Here is a 15,876-nt window from a genome sequence, read left to right as displayed (position 1 = left end):
TGTATGGTCAACTGAAGAGTGGGTTTTGTTCCCGGCTAGACCAGTTAGGTCAACGCAGGACACCACCGAATTTCCGTCAATTTGAGTCTTGCGGCGTGAGGATGGATAGCTGATGACTCACCACCTCCACACCTGAATACCGAACCAGACCAGCAGGATACTGACCCCCAGGACCGGCAGGGCCAACCAGGGCGACTGCATGCGCGCCGAAGCGTCGGGTGGCGCCTGGTCGGGACGCTTGTGGCCGGTGAGCATCGGCAGGATGAGATTATCTTTTTTGATGATCAAATGGAAAAACACCGCCCCCACGTGAAGGGCCATCATGCCGACCAACAGCCAGAACCACAGGCTGTGCAGGGTGGTGAGTCTGTCCGCTGTGTCAGCATCCACGAGGCCATGCAGGGGACCGCTCGCCACGATCTCATCCGTGGCGAAGAGTCCGCTGGTTCCCTGCACCGCCAGAAGAGCCAGCATGGCCATGACAGACCAGCCGCCAATCGGGTTGTGCCCCAGATGATGCGGGGTCTCCCCCTGCCGCAACGCGCCGAGATAGTGGCGTATGGCCGTCCAACCAGCCAGGAATGAGCCGAAACGCGCTGTCGAAGAACCGACGAATCCCCAAATGAACCGGAAAACAAGCAGAGTCAGGATGGCGTAACCGTTCCAGAAGTGCCAGAGCATGCGGATGCCGCCAAATGTATGGGAAATCAGGGCATCCAGGACCAGAAGCACCAGAATCCAGTGAAACATTCGGGTGGGAAGATCCCAGGTGGGTATGGAAGGAGGGGGGTGGGGCATGCCTGTCATCCCGAGGCAACCCCTCTCCCGGGAGAGAGGGGTGCCACTGAAGAGTGTTCCTGACCGGGCTATTTCTTCTTGAAGTCGTCGTGGCACGCCTTGCAGGCGCCACCCAACTTTTTAAAGGCAGCCATGGTGGTCTCCTTGTCGCCAGCGACGCTGACCTTGGCCAGCTCGGTTGCGGCATCGATGGCATTCTTGCCAAGCTCTTTCACCTTGTCACCTTGGGTCCAGATCTCCGGCTTGGCCTTGGTCTTCCCCCTGTCGGATCCGGGCGGATAGGAGTCGCCCATGTGACTGAAGGCGTCGGCGATCCCCTGAGCGTGAAAGGAGACGTCCTTGGGGGCGTCGAACCCTGCAATCAGGATGGATTTGATCGCCTTCATGTGGCCGCCCGCAATGGTGTAAATGCCATGGCGATGCGAGATGGCCGGATGGCCTTCATCATCGTCCGCATGGGCGATGGCGGTGGTTGTGCCAAGAGTGGCGGCCAAGGCCAGAAAGAGAAGGGTCTTTTTCATGTGTTATCACCTTGAACGAGTTGTGATGTTGAAAAAAAGATCATTTTTTGTGGGATCCGTCGCAATAAGGGGCATTGCCAGTTTGGCCACACTGGCAGATGGCCACTTCCTTGGCCTCCTTCAGAATGACCTGTTTGGGAGTTTTGCCAGAGCCTTTTTTGTGCGCGCCGTCACACAGGTGGCCCGAGGCGCTTTTGCCACAAGTGCAAAGCCAATGTTCACCAGCGGGGAGTTTGACCATCTTGGGACCGGCCATGTATTTTTCTCCAAAAATTGAGTTGTTCCCGGATTGCAGGAAAGAGATTGTGCTCTCTTGGCGCATGGACCATCGGAAGGGTATAGGGATTTCCGATCATAAGGAGAAAGCGGGCAATGGTAAATCACTCTTGACCTTTCTTGTTTAAAAAAAGCTTGGATATGAAAGCCTTTGTCAGGGCTTCGCCCAGAATCCCACCAGGAGGAAGGTCGCAGCCCTTCCTCCTGGACCTCCATCCCAGTTTATTAATCGTCAGGGATTCTTTTTATCGCCGACGACCTCCCAGATCTGGTAGTCCAGGCCGGAGTGGTGTACCAGACGGAAGGTTCCCGGGGGGGGATCCTGAAAAAACCATAGACGGACCAACACGGAATGGGCCAAACCCTGATCCATGAGGTATCCCACGGCGTGTGGGATATCCAGCAGAAGGGTCAAACCATGCGGATGGTTGAAATCATGGCGACGTGGTTGCCCGCTGGCATCGAACAAACCTGCTTGTACCAGAGGGGATACCTGGTCGCCAGCCAGGAAGAGGCCCTTGTCGAGATCGACTCGCAAGGGGCCTTTGGGCAAGGACCGGGTTGGTTCGGCTGTGGCAAAATGGACGATGTGGTCCGCCTGGCTGAAGCCTGTCAGCCGGACAATGAAGGGTTTATTCCCCCGGCGCTGGGCAAAATTCCAGGTGGCAAAGGGGTACCACCAGGGAGCCTTGTCGAGCATGTCCCGGGACAGGAAAAGGTAGACGGGAGGGGCGAGGATGGCCTCCGGGGAGGCGCTGGGTGGCGGGGTATGGGTGAGTCGAGCACGTACCTGTTTGATGGCCAACTCCCCATCGCCACCGGCCTCTTGCTGGTAACGACGCATGCCGGGAAGACCCGTGGCACTGTAAAAACGCATGAAGCGGGCGGCAAAAACGGCATCCGCTGTGGCCAGGGGGAGAGTATTATAGACCAACCTTTCCCCGGCCTCCGCGACATCGACATGCCCGTCAAACACCACCGGTCGCTGCGACCAGTAGCGCAAGGGGTGTCCCGCGTCCCACAACGACCAGATCCAGGCCTGCGGCGGCACATGTGAATCGATGGCGGCCATGCCGGAGGCCAGTTTTGCAGGAACGGCCAGGGCAGGTTGATGGGGTAAAGCGCTGACCAGAACGGGAAGGGATGTGGCGGCCAGCGCCGGGAGCAAAAGCCATCGGCTCGCTCCGGGTCGCCAGCGGTCGATGGACGCCCGGATCGTGGCCGTCAACTGACCCATCCCCAGCGCCAAAAGGGGGCCGGTGAAAATGAGCAGGCGCATGGCCCCGAACAACCCCCACAAGCCCAGAAGACCCAAAGGGAACAAAAAGAGCATCTCCTTGCGGGCCTGCCGGGCCAGCAGCAGGAGTCCGGCCAGACCGGCCACCACCACCACCGGGTGGCCCAGAGCGCCGGTCGCCGCTTGTGACCAGGAGATGGTGTGAAACTCCTCGATGAGAGGCGCCACGGGGGGGAGGGCAGAACGCTCCTGTCCGACAAAAAATGCCAGCCCGTGTCGCAGCGTGGCGAACAGATCCAGAGAGGGGAACTCACCCCGGGCGAGATAAAATGTGGCGCAGGTGAAGAGGAGGAAAAGAGCCAAAGCCAAGCCATCCTTTCCCTTGGGAGGCCGGAAAAAGGCCCAACTCACCAGCATGAAAAAAAGATGCATGCCCAGGATTTGCGCCGGCGCCCGATCCCACCACCAGAGGAACAGCCCATGGCCGCCGAGCGCCGTCAGCAGGGAAATGTACCCCTCTCCTGGTTTGTGGCGGGCAAAGTTCAGAAACCCCAGACTTGTCAGCAGCAGCAGGGGGGGGATGAGCATATCCGTGTCAAACCCGGCGAAGGCGCTGCGCTGGACAAACAGAGGCGCCATGACCCCGAACCAGGCTGCGGTCAGGCCACCAACCCGGCCTCCCCATACCCTGCCCAGAAAAAACAAAGGAATAGCCACCAGCGGCGCCAGGAGAGGTGGCAGCCAGGCGGCGATCCACAAAAGGTCCAGGTGCAGCAGGGCAGCCAGGGCACCCACCAGCTGCGCCGGCAAGGGGAGACGCTTCGGGGCGGGATCGACGTGGGCGGGGATCCGGGAGGCGGGATCGTCCGGATGCAGCTGCGACGTGACCGGGCCTGCCGCGTCCCTTCTGGCCAGATCCAAAAAATAGTACCCGTCGACACTGGCCAGAAGGGGCTTTCCCTGGAATTGCATGTGTGCGGCATCCGCCATCCAGTGGGGAAGATCCGCCAGACGGATGAGAGACCCCCAGACCAGAATCAATAACAGGCCAACATGGGTCAAATGGCGTCCATTCCGAAGCATGGGGTTCTCGGGTCAACAGGGGGTAGTGGGCCAACCGACATGATTTGAAATATTCATTTTTCGTGACTATTCCGCGCCCTTGCAAGAAAAGCCTGGGTATGAAAGCCTTTGTCAGGGCTTCGCCCCGAACCCCACCAGGAGGAAGGGCGCAGCCCTTCCTCCTGGACCTCCATCCCAGTTTTTCAATCGTTATGATCCATGTTTGCCAACCATTTGGCGAGCCTTTGTTCCGAAATGGGCAGGATGGTCTTGAGTTCCTGGGCAAAAAGGGAGACCCGGAACTCTTCCAGCAGCCAACGGAACTCTTCCCATTGCGGGTGTTGGAGGGCGGCGATAGGGTCGTGTCGATCCATGCGTTCCTCGTGCTGCAACCAGATTTTCCAGAACGGAGCCAACCGCGCTGCCCGTTCCCGATCCTTGCCCGGGGCGAAGGCAAAGCGTTCCAGACGTAAGGCTATGGCTTGCAGGTAGCGCGGATATTCCGTCAGCCACTGCGCAGGAGTCCGGAGGAGAAAACCCGGGTAAACCAGGCGGGAGAGTTGTTCCTGCAACTCGGGGACGAGGGTGGTTTTGACGACGGTTCCGACACGGCTCCAGGCGAGCCTGATCTGGTGATGATGCAGCAGGATGGAGGAGGCGAGGCGATGCAACTCCCCGACAGCAGGAAGAAAGCGGGCCTTGCCCTGATCGAGTCGTGCGATAAAGTCGGCCTGTGAGCGCACGGTTGCGTGAGCGCTGACGGTTTTGGTGGTATCAGAGTGAGCGTTGGCCAAAAAGACCCGTTCTGCCGCAGCCAGGATGATCTCTTCCACCAGGGGGGTGGTGGCCCCGGTTTCGGTATAGGCCAGACGCAGGGCCGGATGGGGTTGGCATTGTCGGCGGGCTTCGCGGACCGATGCGGTGATTTGCAACAGAAACAGACGGCGCAGCCCGGCGTGGGTGGTGGCGGCGGCCACCTCCGGGGCGTCCAGAAGCGTTGTCGAGACACTCTCCCCGCTGTCGCGCAGGGCGGGGTAGGCGTGGATGATGCGTCCCCCGGTTTCCAAGGCAACCAGTGCGGGGAGATCGCCAAAGTCCCAGCGGGTGATCCCCTGCCGTTCCCAGGGGGTTTCGGGACGCTTCTGGAAACTGTCCCGCGCTTCACTGCCCAGGGCGGTGCGTATTTTTTCCAGATCCCGCCCCTGGGCCAGAATGCGTTCGCCTTCCGGGGCCACAATCTTGAAATTGATGCGCAGGTGGTCCGCCACATCGTCCGGTCGCCAGGCTTCTGGGGGGATCCGGTGACCGAAGAGGCGGAAAATGCGTTCCGCCAGGGCGTGCAGCAACGAGGTGCGGGCGGGAAGGGGGGTGGCGAGACACCGTTCGACGGTATCGGGCAGGGGAACCAGATGGCGCCGATATCCCTTGGGAAGAGTGCGCAACAGGGCGTGGATCTTTTCCCGCAACAATCCCGGCACGAGCCATTCGAACGGGGCGGCGGGCAACTGGTTGAGAAGGGGGAGGGAGATGCAAACGCTGATGCCGTCTCCTTCGCCGCCCGGGTTGAAGTGGTACTCCAGGGGCAACTCCTGGCCCTGCACGGTGAGGTGGCCGGGATACATATCGCCGGCAACGCCGCTGGCCCCCTCCTGCAACAGAATCTCCCGGGTCAGGAAGAGGTGTTGGGGGTTGGTTTTTTCCTCCTGGCGCAACCAGTATTCAAAGGCCTGTTGGGTGTAGATATGTTCCGGCAGGCGTTGGTCGTAAAAATCCTCGATTTCCCGATCTTCCACCAGGAGATCGCGGCGGCGGGCTTTGTGTTCGAGGAGGCGGATCTCGGCGACCAGTTGCCGGTTGTGTTCCAGAAAGGGGGCGCGGGTTTTCAGCGATCCTTCGACCAGGGCGGATTGGATGAAGAGGGTTCGGGCGGAGACTGGATTCACCGGGCCGTAATGGACCGCCCGCCGGGGAACCACCACCAACCCCTGGAAGAGAACCTTTTCCCAGGCCATGACCTGGCCCAGATCGTTGTTCCAGTGGGGTTCCAGGTGATGCACCGCACAGAGTGGGCCCGCCACCTCTTCGATCCATGCCGGCTCGATCCAGGCGCAGGTGCGGGCGTAGAGCCGGGTGGTTTCGACCAGTTCTGCCGCCAGGAGCCAGGCCGGGGGTTTGCGGAACAGTCCCGAGCCCGGAAACACGTAGAAGGTCATCTGCCGGACGCCGGTAAACTCCCCCTTGCCGACTTTGCACCCCACGTTGCCGAGCAATCCAGTCAACAGGGATTTATGGATGGCGTCGTAGGGCGCCGGAATCTGATTGGGCCGGGCGCCGCTCTCCTTGATCTGCCGTGACAGTTGTTGGTGGATCTCCTGCCACTCCCGCACCCGGGAGGGGGAGAGAAAGGAGGCCTGGAGAAAAAGCCGCAACTTTCTTTTGGATTTGGCCTGGTTCACCGCCGTCTCGATAAACTCCCACACCTTGAGCAGGGTCATGAAATCGGATAGGGGATCCTGCAACAGGCGATGCACCTGATCGGCTTTGTCTCGTTGATCGTGGGGGCGTTCCCGGGGATCCTGGATGTGCAGGGCGGCGGCGATGACGAGAACTTCCGTCAGTGCGCCATACTCCCGGGCGGCCAGGAGCATGCGTCCCAGGCGAGGATCGATGGGCAGTTTGGCCAGTTGGCGACCGGTTTCCGTCAGGCGTTCGGCGGTATCGACGGCGCCCAGTTCGCGCAGCAGGCGCAGGCCATCCTGGATGGCTTTGGGGGATGGGCGATCCACAAAGGGGAAGCGTTCGGCGGCTCCCAGGTCCAGATCCTTCATGCGCAGGATCACCGCCGCCAGCGAGGAGCGGAGGATTTCCGGTTCGGTGAAGCGGGGACGGTGGTTGAAATCCTCCTCCGTATAGAGCCGGATGCACACCCCGGCGGAGAGGCGGCCACATCTCCCTTTGCGTTGGTCGGCGGCGGATTGGGAAATTTTTTCCACCGGCAGGCGTTGGATGCGGCTTCGGCCACTGAAGCGGCTGATGCGGGCCAGGCCGGTATCCACCACATGGCGGATGCCGGGGACGGTGATGGAAGTTTCGGCCACATTGGTGGCCAGGACGATGCGCCGCCGGTTGGAGGGCTCGAAGATGCGGTTTTGTTCCTGGGTGGAGAGGCGGGCAAAGAGGGGGAGGATTTCTGTTTGTGGTGGATGGTGTTTGCGCAGCGCCTCGGCCATATCCCGGATTTCCCGTTCGCCGGGCAGGAACACCAGGATATCGCCGGCGGGTTGCAGGGCGGCCAGCTCATCCACGGCGGTCAAGATGGCTTGTTCCGGGTCGGGTTCTTCGTTCCCCTCCTCGGGGGCGGGGTGTTCCAGCGGGCGATAGCGGACCTCCACCGGAAAGGTTCGTCCGCTCACCTCCACGATGGGGGCGTGGTGAAAGTGGCGGGAAAATTTTTCGGTGTCCAAAGTGGCGGAACTGATGATGATTTTCAGGTCCGGGCGGCGGGGGAGCAGGCGTTTGACGTAGCCGATCAAAAAATCGACATTCAGGCCGCGTTCGTGGGCTTCGTCGATGATCAGGGTATCGTATTGGAGGAGGAGGGGATCGGAGCGGGTTTCTGCCAGCAGGATGCCATCGGTCATGATTTTGAGGGAGGTTTCCGGTCCGATGCGATCGCTGAAGCGGATTTTGAACCCCACCTGTTGGCCGAGTTCTGTTTTCAGGTCACGCGCCAGGTAGGCGGCGATGGTGCGGGCGGCGATGCGGCGCGGCTGGGTGATGCCGATCATCCCGGCGATGCCGCGCCGGAGTTCCAGGCAGATTTTGGGAATTTGCGTCGTTTTTCCGGAGCCGGTTTCGCCGCTCAGGACCACCACCTGGTGTTGCCGGATCAGGCGCGCAATTTCTTCCCGCCGTTGGGAGACGGGGAGTTCTTCCGGAAATTGTGGCTGGGGAAGTTGTTGGGCCCGCCGCGCCATGCGTTCCCGGGCTTTGGACAGGGTTTCCGCCAGGCGGGTCAGGGTTTCCGGGTCAACGGGTTGACCGTTTCGCACCTGCCGGGCGAGGTTTTGCAGGCGGCGTTGCAGGTGGTGGCGCTCCCCCAGCATGCATTGGGGCAACTCCTGGAACAGGCGATTCAGGGTATTTTGCATTCCGATTGGCGACGACCCTCAATTTCCCACGCCCATTTTGATATCGACCTTGGGTTTGGGTTTGGCAACCTGTCTGACCTGCCACTGCATGTTGTGGGGATCGTCAGCTCCACCCTTGCGGAGGGGGATGATATGATGAACTGAATAGCCTGGACAAGCCCCCGTTGTTTTGCCGGTGGATGGGCACGGATTCTGCCGTCGGAAGAGGGTTCTTGGGGTGACGGTGCGTACCTTGTAAATTCTGTTGACTTGTACGACATGTGATTTTTTTCTTGGTTTGGGTATTTTTATGGTAATCTTGTACTGAGCGGGCATGATCCCGTCCATCGACTCTTGGGCCACGGATGTTTCGGGGAGAATCAATAGTGCCATGATTGACGATATAAAGAACAATCTGCGCATGACAGGACTCCTCAACGGCCTGAATGTGACCCGATATTTTCTGCTGGGACGGATGGATGTTGCAGGGATGATCATCTTGCTTCGGGGTTATCTAAAAACATTGCGTATCTTTTACGCCGATTTGGCTGACCGGTCCAGGGCTTGTCGGGGCTTTGCGGCGCGTCGCTCGTTGTTGATCGCCACGCCCAGGTTGCGCAAAAACCGTTCCCTGCCCAGGCGTTTGATGGGTGATTGGCGGAATATCTCCTGAAACCGTTTTTCGTCCATTCCGGTAAAATCGGCCAATTTGGGGGCGAGCAGGGGGGGTTGTGGATGGTAATCTTCCTCTTCGCTCACCGGGGCAAAACGGTTGAAGGGACAGAGAGCCACGCAATCGTCGCAACCGTATACCCGATTACCCAGCAGGCGCTGATAGTGTTCTGGCATGTTTTCCTTGGACTCGATGGTCATGTAGGCCAGGCAGCGGTGCGCATCCAGCCGGTAGGGTTGGGCCAGCGCGCCTGTTGGGCAGGCATCCTGGCAACGATGGCAGGTGCCACAATGATCAGGCTCCACGGCATCCGGGGGAAAGGGGAGGGTCAGAAACATTTCCGCCAGAAACAGCCAGCAGCCGAATTGTCGGTTGACCAGCATGGTATTTTTTCCCTGCCACCCCAGGCCGGCCAGGACGGCCAGGGGTTTTTCCAGGACCGGCGCCGTATCGACAAACAGCCGTGCCGGGACGGGTTGTCCAACCTGTTGTTCCAACCAATGGTGGAGGGTTTGCAGGCGTTTTTTCAGCACCGTGTGGTAATCGCGATGGCGGGCGTAGGCCGAGATGCCCATGGCGGCAGGATTTTCGAGATAGTCGAGCGGGTCTCCTTTGGGGCGGTAGTTGGCGCCCACCACCAGGATGGATGCCACATCTGTCAGCAGCAGCCTGGGGTTTTGGCGTTGTTCCTTGTAGCGTTCCATCCAGGTCATATCGCCATGGCACCCCTGTGCCAGCCAGAGTGGGAAGTCTGCCGCGTGGGGTGGTGGCACGGGAGGGGCAAAACCGGCCACGTCAAACCCGACCGATAATGCCTGCCGGCGCAATTGTTCTTTCAGTTGGTGCCAGGGGGTATCGGGGAGGGGCATGTTCTTTTGCAACCGTAAGGGTCCATAAAAGCAACCATATCAGCACCCGGCCATGATGCCGGTCTGACGCATCGAGGTCCAGGGTGCTGAACAGTTGCCATTTTTGTAAAGAGGCCTCAAGAGGCGGATGTATGGAAATTTAGCAAAGTTGTGCAGACAAGATCAACCAGAGGGGAGACAACTATTTTTCTCTTGCCTGGGGGGCGCATTTTCATTTAGGATCCAACGTCGACCCTGGAAAAGGTTTCGGTCTCTTTTTTTGTGCTCCGATAATTACTTCAAACCGATTATCCAAAATTTTTTGGATGGTTTCGTTTGTTTGTCGGGCGATTCATAACCAGGTTCAGCGCAGACCATGGGTGTGCAGCGTCTCCGGGATGATTGCGGAGCGATCCGCCTATTTTTATTGTTTTTCAAAACCAAACTCAGGCAGAATAGGAGCAAGTCATGAAGAATCGTCATGGTGGAAACGATATTGTGAATCCCAGGGTTGCCAACGTCATGCGTGAGGGGCTGCAACGCATTCGCGCGACGGAGGGGGCGTTTGGCAAAAGTGTGGCCGCCTGGCGGCTCCATATGCGTCTGGCCCATATTCTTGGCAAGGGGCAGTTGCCACCTTCCGATTATGTTCTCGCCCGGGTTACGGACGATCCGGGACATCTGGGCAAACGTCGTCGGGAGCGGGAAGAGGCTGGAAGGAGGCAGGATTGGGGTCGTGTTGACCAGATTGATCAGGAGTTCGCCAACATGGCTCCCTTTGAACGCATCTATGGCAGGGTGATCGATCAATTCAAGCGGGAGAACGACAGCCTGTTCATTTCGGCCTATGTGGCCGAGCGGCAGGGCAGAACCATGGGTGAATCCGGCGACATGGGCAGCCATGCCCTGGGTGGAGGATCTGAAGAGCCTGCTGCCGGACAACCATCACGGGGAGGTGGTGGTTGTCCGGGAGGTCAAAAGATTGGTGCAGGCGGTGCGTGCCAACCCTACGGTGAGGGGGGGCTCTATACAGAAAACAGTGGTGGCAGTGGCAGGAAAAAGTCGACCGCGCCCAGGAAAAAGATTGGTCCGCCACCACCAATTCCAGCCTATAAAGAAAGATACTTCGGCGACAACAAGAAAAAAGAAGAGTGGCGACGATTCCATAAAGAGGTGAATCAATTACCCGGCGTCACACCCGTTGAGGTCAAAACCTACATGGAAATGTTTGCTGCGGAGGGAGGGATGGCGAAAGCACCGGGCGGCTCTGCCTTTGGTGGAGTACAACAAAAAGCACTTGATGAAATGATTCAAGGTGGATATGTCACCAACATCCCGCCTGGTACAAAAACAACGGAGTTGACCATCGAACAAATGGCCGAGGCCTATCGCGGTTTTTTTGATAATACATTTCACGCCATCGGAGGGCACGATGTATTGAATCAGATTGGGAACGAGACAACCACGGTCACCGTTGCAGACACCATTTTTCGCCATGGTTCCAAGGGAGGTTCTGAGATCCTGCAACAGGCGGCCAACGAAGTCTTAGCCAAAAAGGACAAGCCTGATGGTGTCATGGATTCAAAGACCTTGGAAACCATCGAGGAGATCAGTGCCGACTCGGTCAAAAACAACAAATTTTTAAGCAAGGTCGAGTATCTTCACAATGGAAATGCTCATGGATGGGAAGAGAATAAAACGCCAACAGGTAATGTGATAAAAAAACCCTATAAGGGACCTGAATCAGCCAGATTTGATCATATAAGAGGCTTGTAAGTCACCAGGCAACCCAAGTGGGAGGGAAGCGTAGGTTTTCCCTCCCACGCCATACGTGAGGTAACAAATCATGAAGACAAAAATGTTCATATTTCAGTTTATCGCCATTTTAACAATATTTTGGACAGGAATCTCTTTTGCTACCGAGAATTCTACATTCTCAAAAATTTATGCGGAGTGTGAGAGCAAGGTTGAGTTCGGCAAATCGTATGCCCAGGTGCCTGTCATCGTATGTCTGTTGAATGAAATTCATTCTAGATTTATACGACCAAAGAGCCAGAAATCAATCTCGATGGAAGGTTTTGAGGGTGTTATGGATAAACATAGAGATGCTATTGATCTTCTCGTTGAGCATATTGATGCTAGACTCAAGAGTGGTAACATGGGCGATCAGTTTTTAAATTTTATGTATGAGGAACATGTGGCGAACCTGGCCGATACGCTCCTTGTCATAATCAATCAAGATGAAAATAACTTTAACAATCCAAAACAAGACGTAGATCTTGAAATACATTTTAATCTTGAAATAAATTTTCCTGAAATAAATTATTTTAAAAGTGAGAAAGATTGGATTGATCTGCCTTGGAAAAACTTGAAAAGTAATTATCGTTCTGTTGATTCTAAACCAATTATAGATAAATGTCGCGGTCGCTATTCGGAAAAACTTGCAGAACATGCCTTTGAGCCAGTCAACAGGTGTTTGAAAAAAGAAATTATGCGATATGCTAGCATTACTATGACGAAAAAAAGTGTCAAGAGAGGTGCGTTTAAAAATAGACTAGATGATTATATAAAAATATCGTCGGAACTATACGGAGTGCTTTATGATCGCTGTGAAAAATGTTCTTATGTTGATAGCAGAAAAATTTATATAGATAGAGAGATTGAGAGAAGATATGTTAGAATATTAACCAGAATAATTACAAGGATGAATCAGTTCCAGATTGATAAAAACACACGAGATTCTGGTATTGAATGACATGAGAGGGAAAGGTTGGAGAAAATCCCTGAATGGCACCGTAAAAGCAAGTGCTGAATCGAGCCTGTTTGATCATATGAGCGGCTTGTAAGCCACCAGGCAACCTTTCAAGACCTTTTGGCGGGTTCTTGGTTTGTTGTCGGGCGATTCATAACCAGGTTCAGCGCAGGCCTTGGGTGTGCGGCGTCTCCGGGATGATGACGGAGCGATCCGCCTATTTTTATTGTTTTTCAAAGCCAACCTCAGGCAGAATAGGAGCAAGTCATGAAGAATCGTCATGGTGGAAACAATGTCATGAACCCCAGAGTTGCCAACGTCATGCGTGAAGGGATGCAACGCATCCGCGCGACAGAGGGGGTGTTTGGCAAAAGTGTGGCCGCCTGGCGGCTCCATATGCGTTTGGCCCATATTCTTGGCAAGGGGCAGTTGCCACCTTCCGATTACGTTCTCGCCCGGGTTACGGACGATCCCGGGTACCTGAGTGAACGTCGCCGGGAGCGGGAAGAGGCTGGAAGGAGGCAGGATTGGGGTCGTGTTGACCAGATCGATCAGGAGTTCGCCAACATGGCTCCCTTTGAGCGCATCTATGGCGGGGTGATCGATCAATTCAAGCGGGAGAACGACAGCCCGTTCATTTCGGCCTATGTGGCCGAGCGGCAGGGCAGGGCCATGGGCGCATCCGGCGACATGAGCAGCCATGCCTTGGGTGGAGGATCTGAAGAGCCTGCTGCCGGACAACCATCACGGGGAGATGGTGGTTGTCCGGGAGGTCAAAAGATTGGTGCAGGTGGTGCGTGCCAACCCTACAGTGTGTGGGGGCTCTATGCGGAAAACAGTGGCAGCGGTGATGGCAGGAAAAAGTTGACCGCGCCCAAGAAAAAGATTGGCCCACCACCACCGATTCCAGCCTATAAAAAAGAGTACTTCAAAAGCAAAGAGAAACAAGAAGAGTGGCGACGATTCCATGAAGAGGTGAATCAATTACCCGGCGTCACACCCGTTGAGGTCAAAACCTACATGGAAATGTTTGCTGCGGAGGGAGGGATGGCGAAAGCACCGGGCGGCTCTGCCTTCGGTGGAGTGAAGCAAGACACACTGGATGGAATGATTCAAGGTGGGTATGTCACCAACATCCCGCCGGGCACAAAAACAACGGAGTTGACCATCAGTCAGATGGCTGAAGCCTATCGCGGCTATTTTGATCAGACATTCCGAGCCATCGGAAGGCACGAGGTGTTGAATCAGATAGGAAATGAGACAACCACGGTTGTTGTTGCCGACACCATTTTTCGTCATGGCTCCCGTGGTGGTTCTGAGATCTTGCAAGATGCAATCAATAAAGTTCCAGGCAGGAAAACCGAGTCTGATGGTGTTCTGGGTTCAGAAACCCTGAATACCATCAAAGATATCGCTAAAGACCCGGTCGATAATAAAGTTTTTTTGAAGAAGATCGTCGATTTTCGTAATGTCAATGTTTACGGGTGGAAAGAGAAAAAATTGCCGACAGGAGACGTGATAAAAACTCCAAAAAAGGGCCCTGAATCAGAACGATTTGATCATATGAGCGGCTTTTAAGCCACCAGGCAACCCAAGTGGGAGGGAAGCGTACGTTTTCCCTCCCACACCATACGTGAGGTAACGAATCATGAAGATAAAAATGTTCATATCTCAGTTTATCGCTATTTTAACAATATTTTGGACAGGCACCTCTCTTGCTGCCGTGAATTCTACATTCTCAAAAATTTATGCGGAATGTGAGAGCAAGGTTGAATTAGGCAGATGGTATGGCCAGGTATTTGCCGTCGTGTGTTTATGGGATGAAATTCATGCTAGATTTATGCGATCAAAGAGCCAAAAATTAATTTCAGTAGAAGACTTTGAAAAAATTGTGGATAAACAGAGAGATCAAAGCGATCTTCTTGTTGAGAATATTGACGATAGACTCAAGAGTGGTCATACGGGCAGGAAGTTTCTAAATTTTATGTATGAGGAACATGTGGCGGACATGGCAGACATACTTCTTGTCATAATCAATCAAGATGAAAATAACTTTAACAATCCAAAACAAGACGTAGATCTTGAAATACATTTTAATCTTGAAATACATTTTCCTGAAATAAATTCTTTTAAAAGTGAGAAAGATTGGATAGATCTTCCTTGGAGAATCTTGAAAAGTGATTATCGTTCTGTTGATTTTAAACCAATTATAGATAAATGTCGCGGTCGCTATTCGGAAAAACTTGCAGAACAAGCCTTTGAGCCAGTCAACAGGTGTTTGAAAAAAGAAATTATGCGATATGCTAACATTACTATGACGAAAAAAAGTGTCAAGAGAGGTGCGTTTAAAAATAGACTAGATGATTATATAAAAATATCGTCGGAACTATACGGAGTGCTTTATGATCGCTGTGAAAAATGTTCTTATGTTGATAGCAGAAAAATTTATATAGATAGAGAGATTGAGAGAAGATATGTTAGAATATTAACCAGAATAATTACAAGGATGAATCAGTTCCAGATTGATAAAAACACACGAGATTCTGGTATTGAATGACATGAGAGGGAAAGGTTGGAGAAAATCCCTGAATGGCACCGTAAAAGCAAGTGCTGAATCGAGCCTGTTTGATCATATGAGCGGCTTGTAAGCCACCAGGCAACCTTTCAAGACCTTTTGGCGGGTTCTTGGTTTGTTGTCGGGCGATTCATAACCAGGTTCAGCGCAGGCCTTGGGTGTGCGGCGTCTCCGGGATGATGACGGAGCGATCCGCCTATTTTTATTGTTTTTCAAAGCCAACCTCAGGCAGAATAGGAGCAAGTCATGAAGAATCGTCATGGTGGAAACAATGTCATGAACCCCAGAGTTGCCAACGTCATGCGTGAAGGGATGCAACGCATCCGCGCGACAGAGGGGGTGTTTGGCAAAAGTGTGGCCGCCTGGCGGCTCCATATGCGTTTGGCCCATATTCTTGGCAAGGGGCAGTTGCCACCTTCCGATTACGTTCTCGCCCGGGTTACGGACGATCCCGGGTACCTGAGTGAACGTCGCCGGGAGCGGGAAGAGGCTGGAAGGAGGCAGGATTGGGGTCGTGTTGACCAGATCGATCAGGAGTTCGCCAACATGGCTCCCTTTGAGCGCATCTATGGCGGGGTGATCGATCAATTCAAGCGGGAGAACGACAGCCCGTTCATTTCGGCCTATGTGGCCGAGCGGCAGGGCAGGGCCATGGGCGCATCCGGCGACATGAGCAGCCATGCCTTGGGTGGAGGATCTGAAGAGCCTGCTGCCGGACAACCATCACGGGGAGATGGTGGTTGTCCGGGAGGTCAAAAGATTGGTGCAGGTGGTGCGTGCCAACCCTACAGTGTGTGGGGGCTCTATGCGGAAAACAGTGGCAGCGGTGATGGCAGGAAAAAGTTGACCGCGCCCAAGAAAAAGATTGGCCCACCACCACCGATTCCAGCCTATAAAAAAGAGTACTTCAAAAGCAAAGAGAAACAAGAAGAGTGGCGACGATTCCATGAAGAGGTGAATCAATTACCCGGCGTCACACCCGTTGAGGTCAAAACCTACATGGA

The 15,876-nt window shown here is 55.0% G+C and carries 12 protein-coding genes; 5 read left to right on the top strand and 7 right to left on the bottom strand.

What is annotated here, in order from left to right; translation table 11 throughout:
• Positions 1-117 precede the first annotated feature (117 nt).
• From HQL63_13420 to queG, 7 genes are all read right to left on the bottom strand, one after another.
• Complete coding sequence (locus tag HQL63_13420) at positions 118-798, bottom strand: cytochrome b/b6 domain-containing protein (protein MBF0177828.1); 681 nt, start codon at positions 796-798, stop codon at positions 118-120.
• A 68-nt stretch (positions 799-866) separates the two neighbouring features.
• Positions 867-1,319: a cytochrome c gene (locus HQL63_13415; GenBank protein ID MBF0177827.1), complete on the bottom strand. Its 453-nt coding sequence runs from the start codon at positions 1,317-1,319 to the stop codon at positions 867-869.
• Positions 1,320-1,359: 40 nt separating this feature from the next.
• Positions 1,360-1,575 (bottom strand): CDGSH iron-sulfur domain-containing protein, encoded by a 216-nt coding sequence (locus HQL63_13410; GenBank protein ID MBF0177826.1) that lies wholly within the window; start codon positions 1,573-1,575, stop codon positions 1,360-1,362.
• 252 nt (positions 1,576-1,827) lie between these two features.
• On the bottom strand, positions 1,828-3,915 hold the full coding sequence (locus HQL63_13405) for a hypothetical protein (protein MBF0177825.1): 2,088 nt from the start codon (positions 3,913-3,915) through the stop codon (positions 1,828-1,830).
• Between the two features lie 182 nt (positions 3,916-4,097).
• Positions 4,098-8,045 (bottom strand): ATP-dependent RNA helicase HrpA, encoded by a 3,948-nt coding sequence (gene hrpA / locus HQL63_13400; protein MBF0177824.1) that lies wholly within the window; start codon positions 8,043-8,045, stop codon positions 4,098-4,100.
• A gap of 18 nt (positions 8,046-8,063) precedes the next feature.
• A complete protein-coding gene (locus tag HQL63_13395; GenBank protein MBF0177823.1) occupies positions 8,064-8,285 on the bottom strand; it encodes an HNH endonuclease in 222 nt (73 codons plus the stop codon).
• A 273-nt stretch (positions 8,286-8,558) separates the two neighbouring features.
• On the bottom strand, positions 8,559-9,566 hold the full coding sequence (queG, locus tag HQL63_13390) for a tRNA epoxyqueuosine(34) reductase QueG (GenBank protein ID MBF0177822.1): 1,008 nt from the start codon (positions 9,564-9,566) through the stop codon (positions 8,559-8,561).
• A gap of 747 nt (positions 9,567-10,313) precedes the next feature.
• Here queG and HQL63_13385 point away from each other — a divergent pair.
• The 5 genes from HQL63_13385 to HQL63_13365 form a co-directional block, all read left to right on the top strand.
• Positions 10,314-11,321, top strand: coding sequence for a hypothetical protein (locus HQL63_13385; GenBank protein MBF0177821.1), 1,008 nt, complete (start codon positions 10,314-10,316; stop codon positions 11,319-11,321).
• A gap of 70 nt (positions 11,322-11,391) precedes the next feature.
• Positions 11,392-12,300, top strand: coding sequence for a hypothetical protein (locus HQL63_13380; GenBank protein ID MBF0177820.1), 909 nt, complete (start codon positions 11,392-11,394; stop codon positions 12,298-12,300).
• A 564-nt stretch (positions 12,301-12,864) separates the two neighbouring features.
• Positions 12,865-13,875 carry a hypothetical protein gene (locus tag HQL63_13375; GenBank protein MBF0177819.1) on the top strand — a complete coding sequence of 337 codons (1,011 nt, stop codon included), beginning with the start codon at positions 12,865-12,867 and terminating at the stop codon, positions 13,873-13,875.
• 70 nt (positions 13,876-13,945) lie between these two features.
• Complete coding sequence (locus HQL63_13370) at positions 13,946-14,854, top strand: hypothetical protein (GenBank protein ID MBF0177818.1); 909 nt, start codon at positions 13,946-13,948, stop codon at positions 14,852-14,854.
• 264 nt (positions 14,855-15,118) lie between these two features.
• Positions 15,119-15,876, top strand: a 758-nt coding sequence (locus tag HQL63_13365) for a hypothetical protein (protein ID MBF0177817.1), incomplete at its 3' end; no start/stop codon positions are given.

The sequence above is a fragment of the Magnetococcales bacterium genome (assembly GCA_015231175.1).
Classification (GTDB): domain Bacteria; phylum Pseudomonadota; class Magnetococcia; order Magnetococcales; family DC0425bin3; genus HA3dbin3.
The sequence above is the reverse complement of the archived record's forward strand: the minus strand, read 5'-3'. Positions and strand labels throughout refer to the sequence as shown.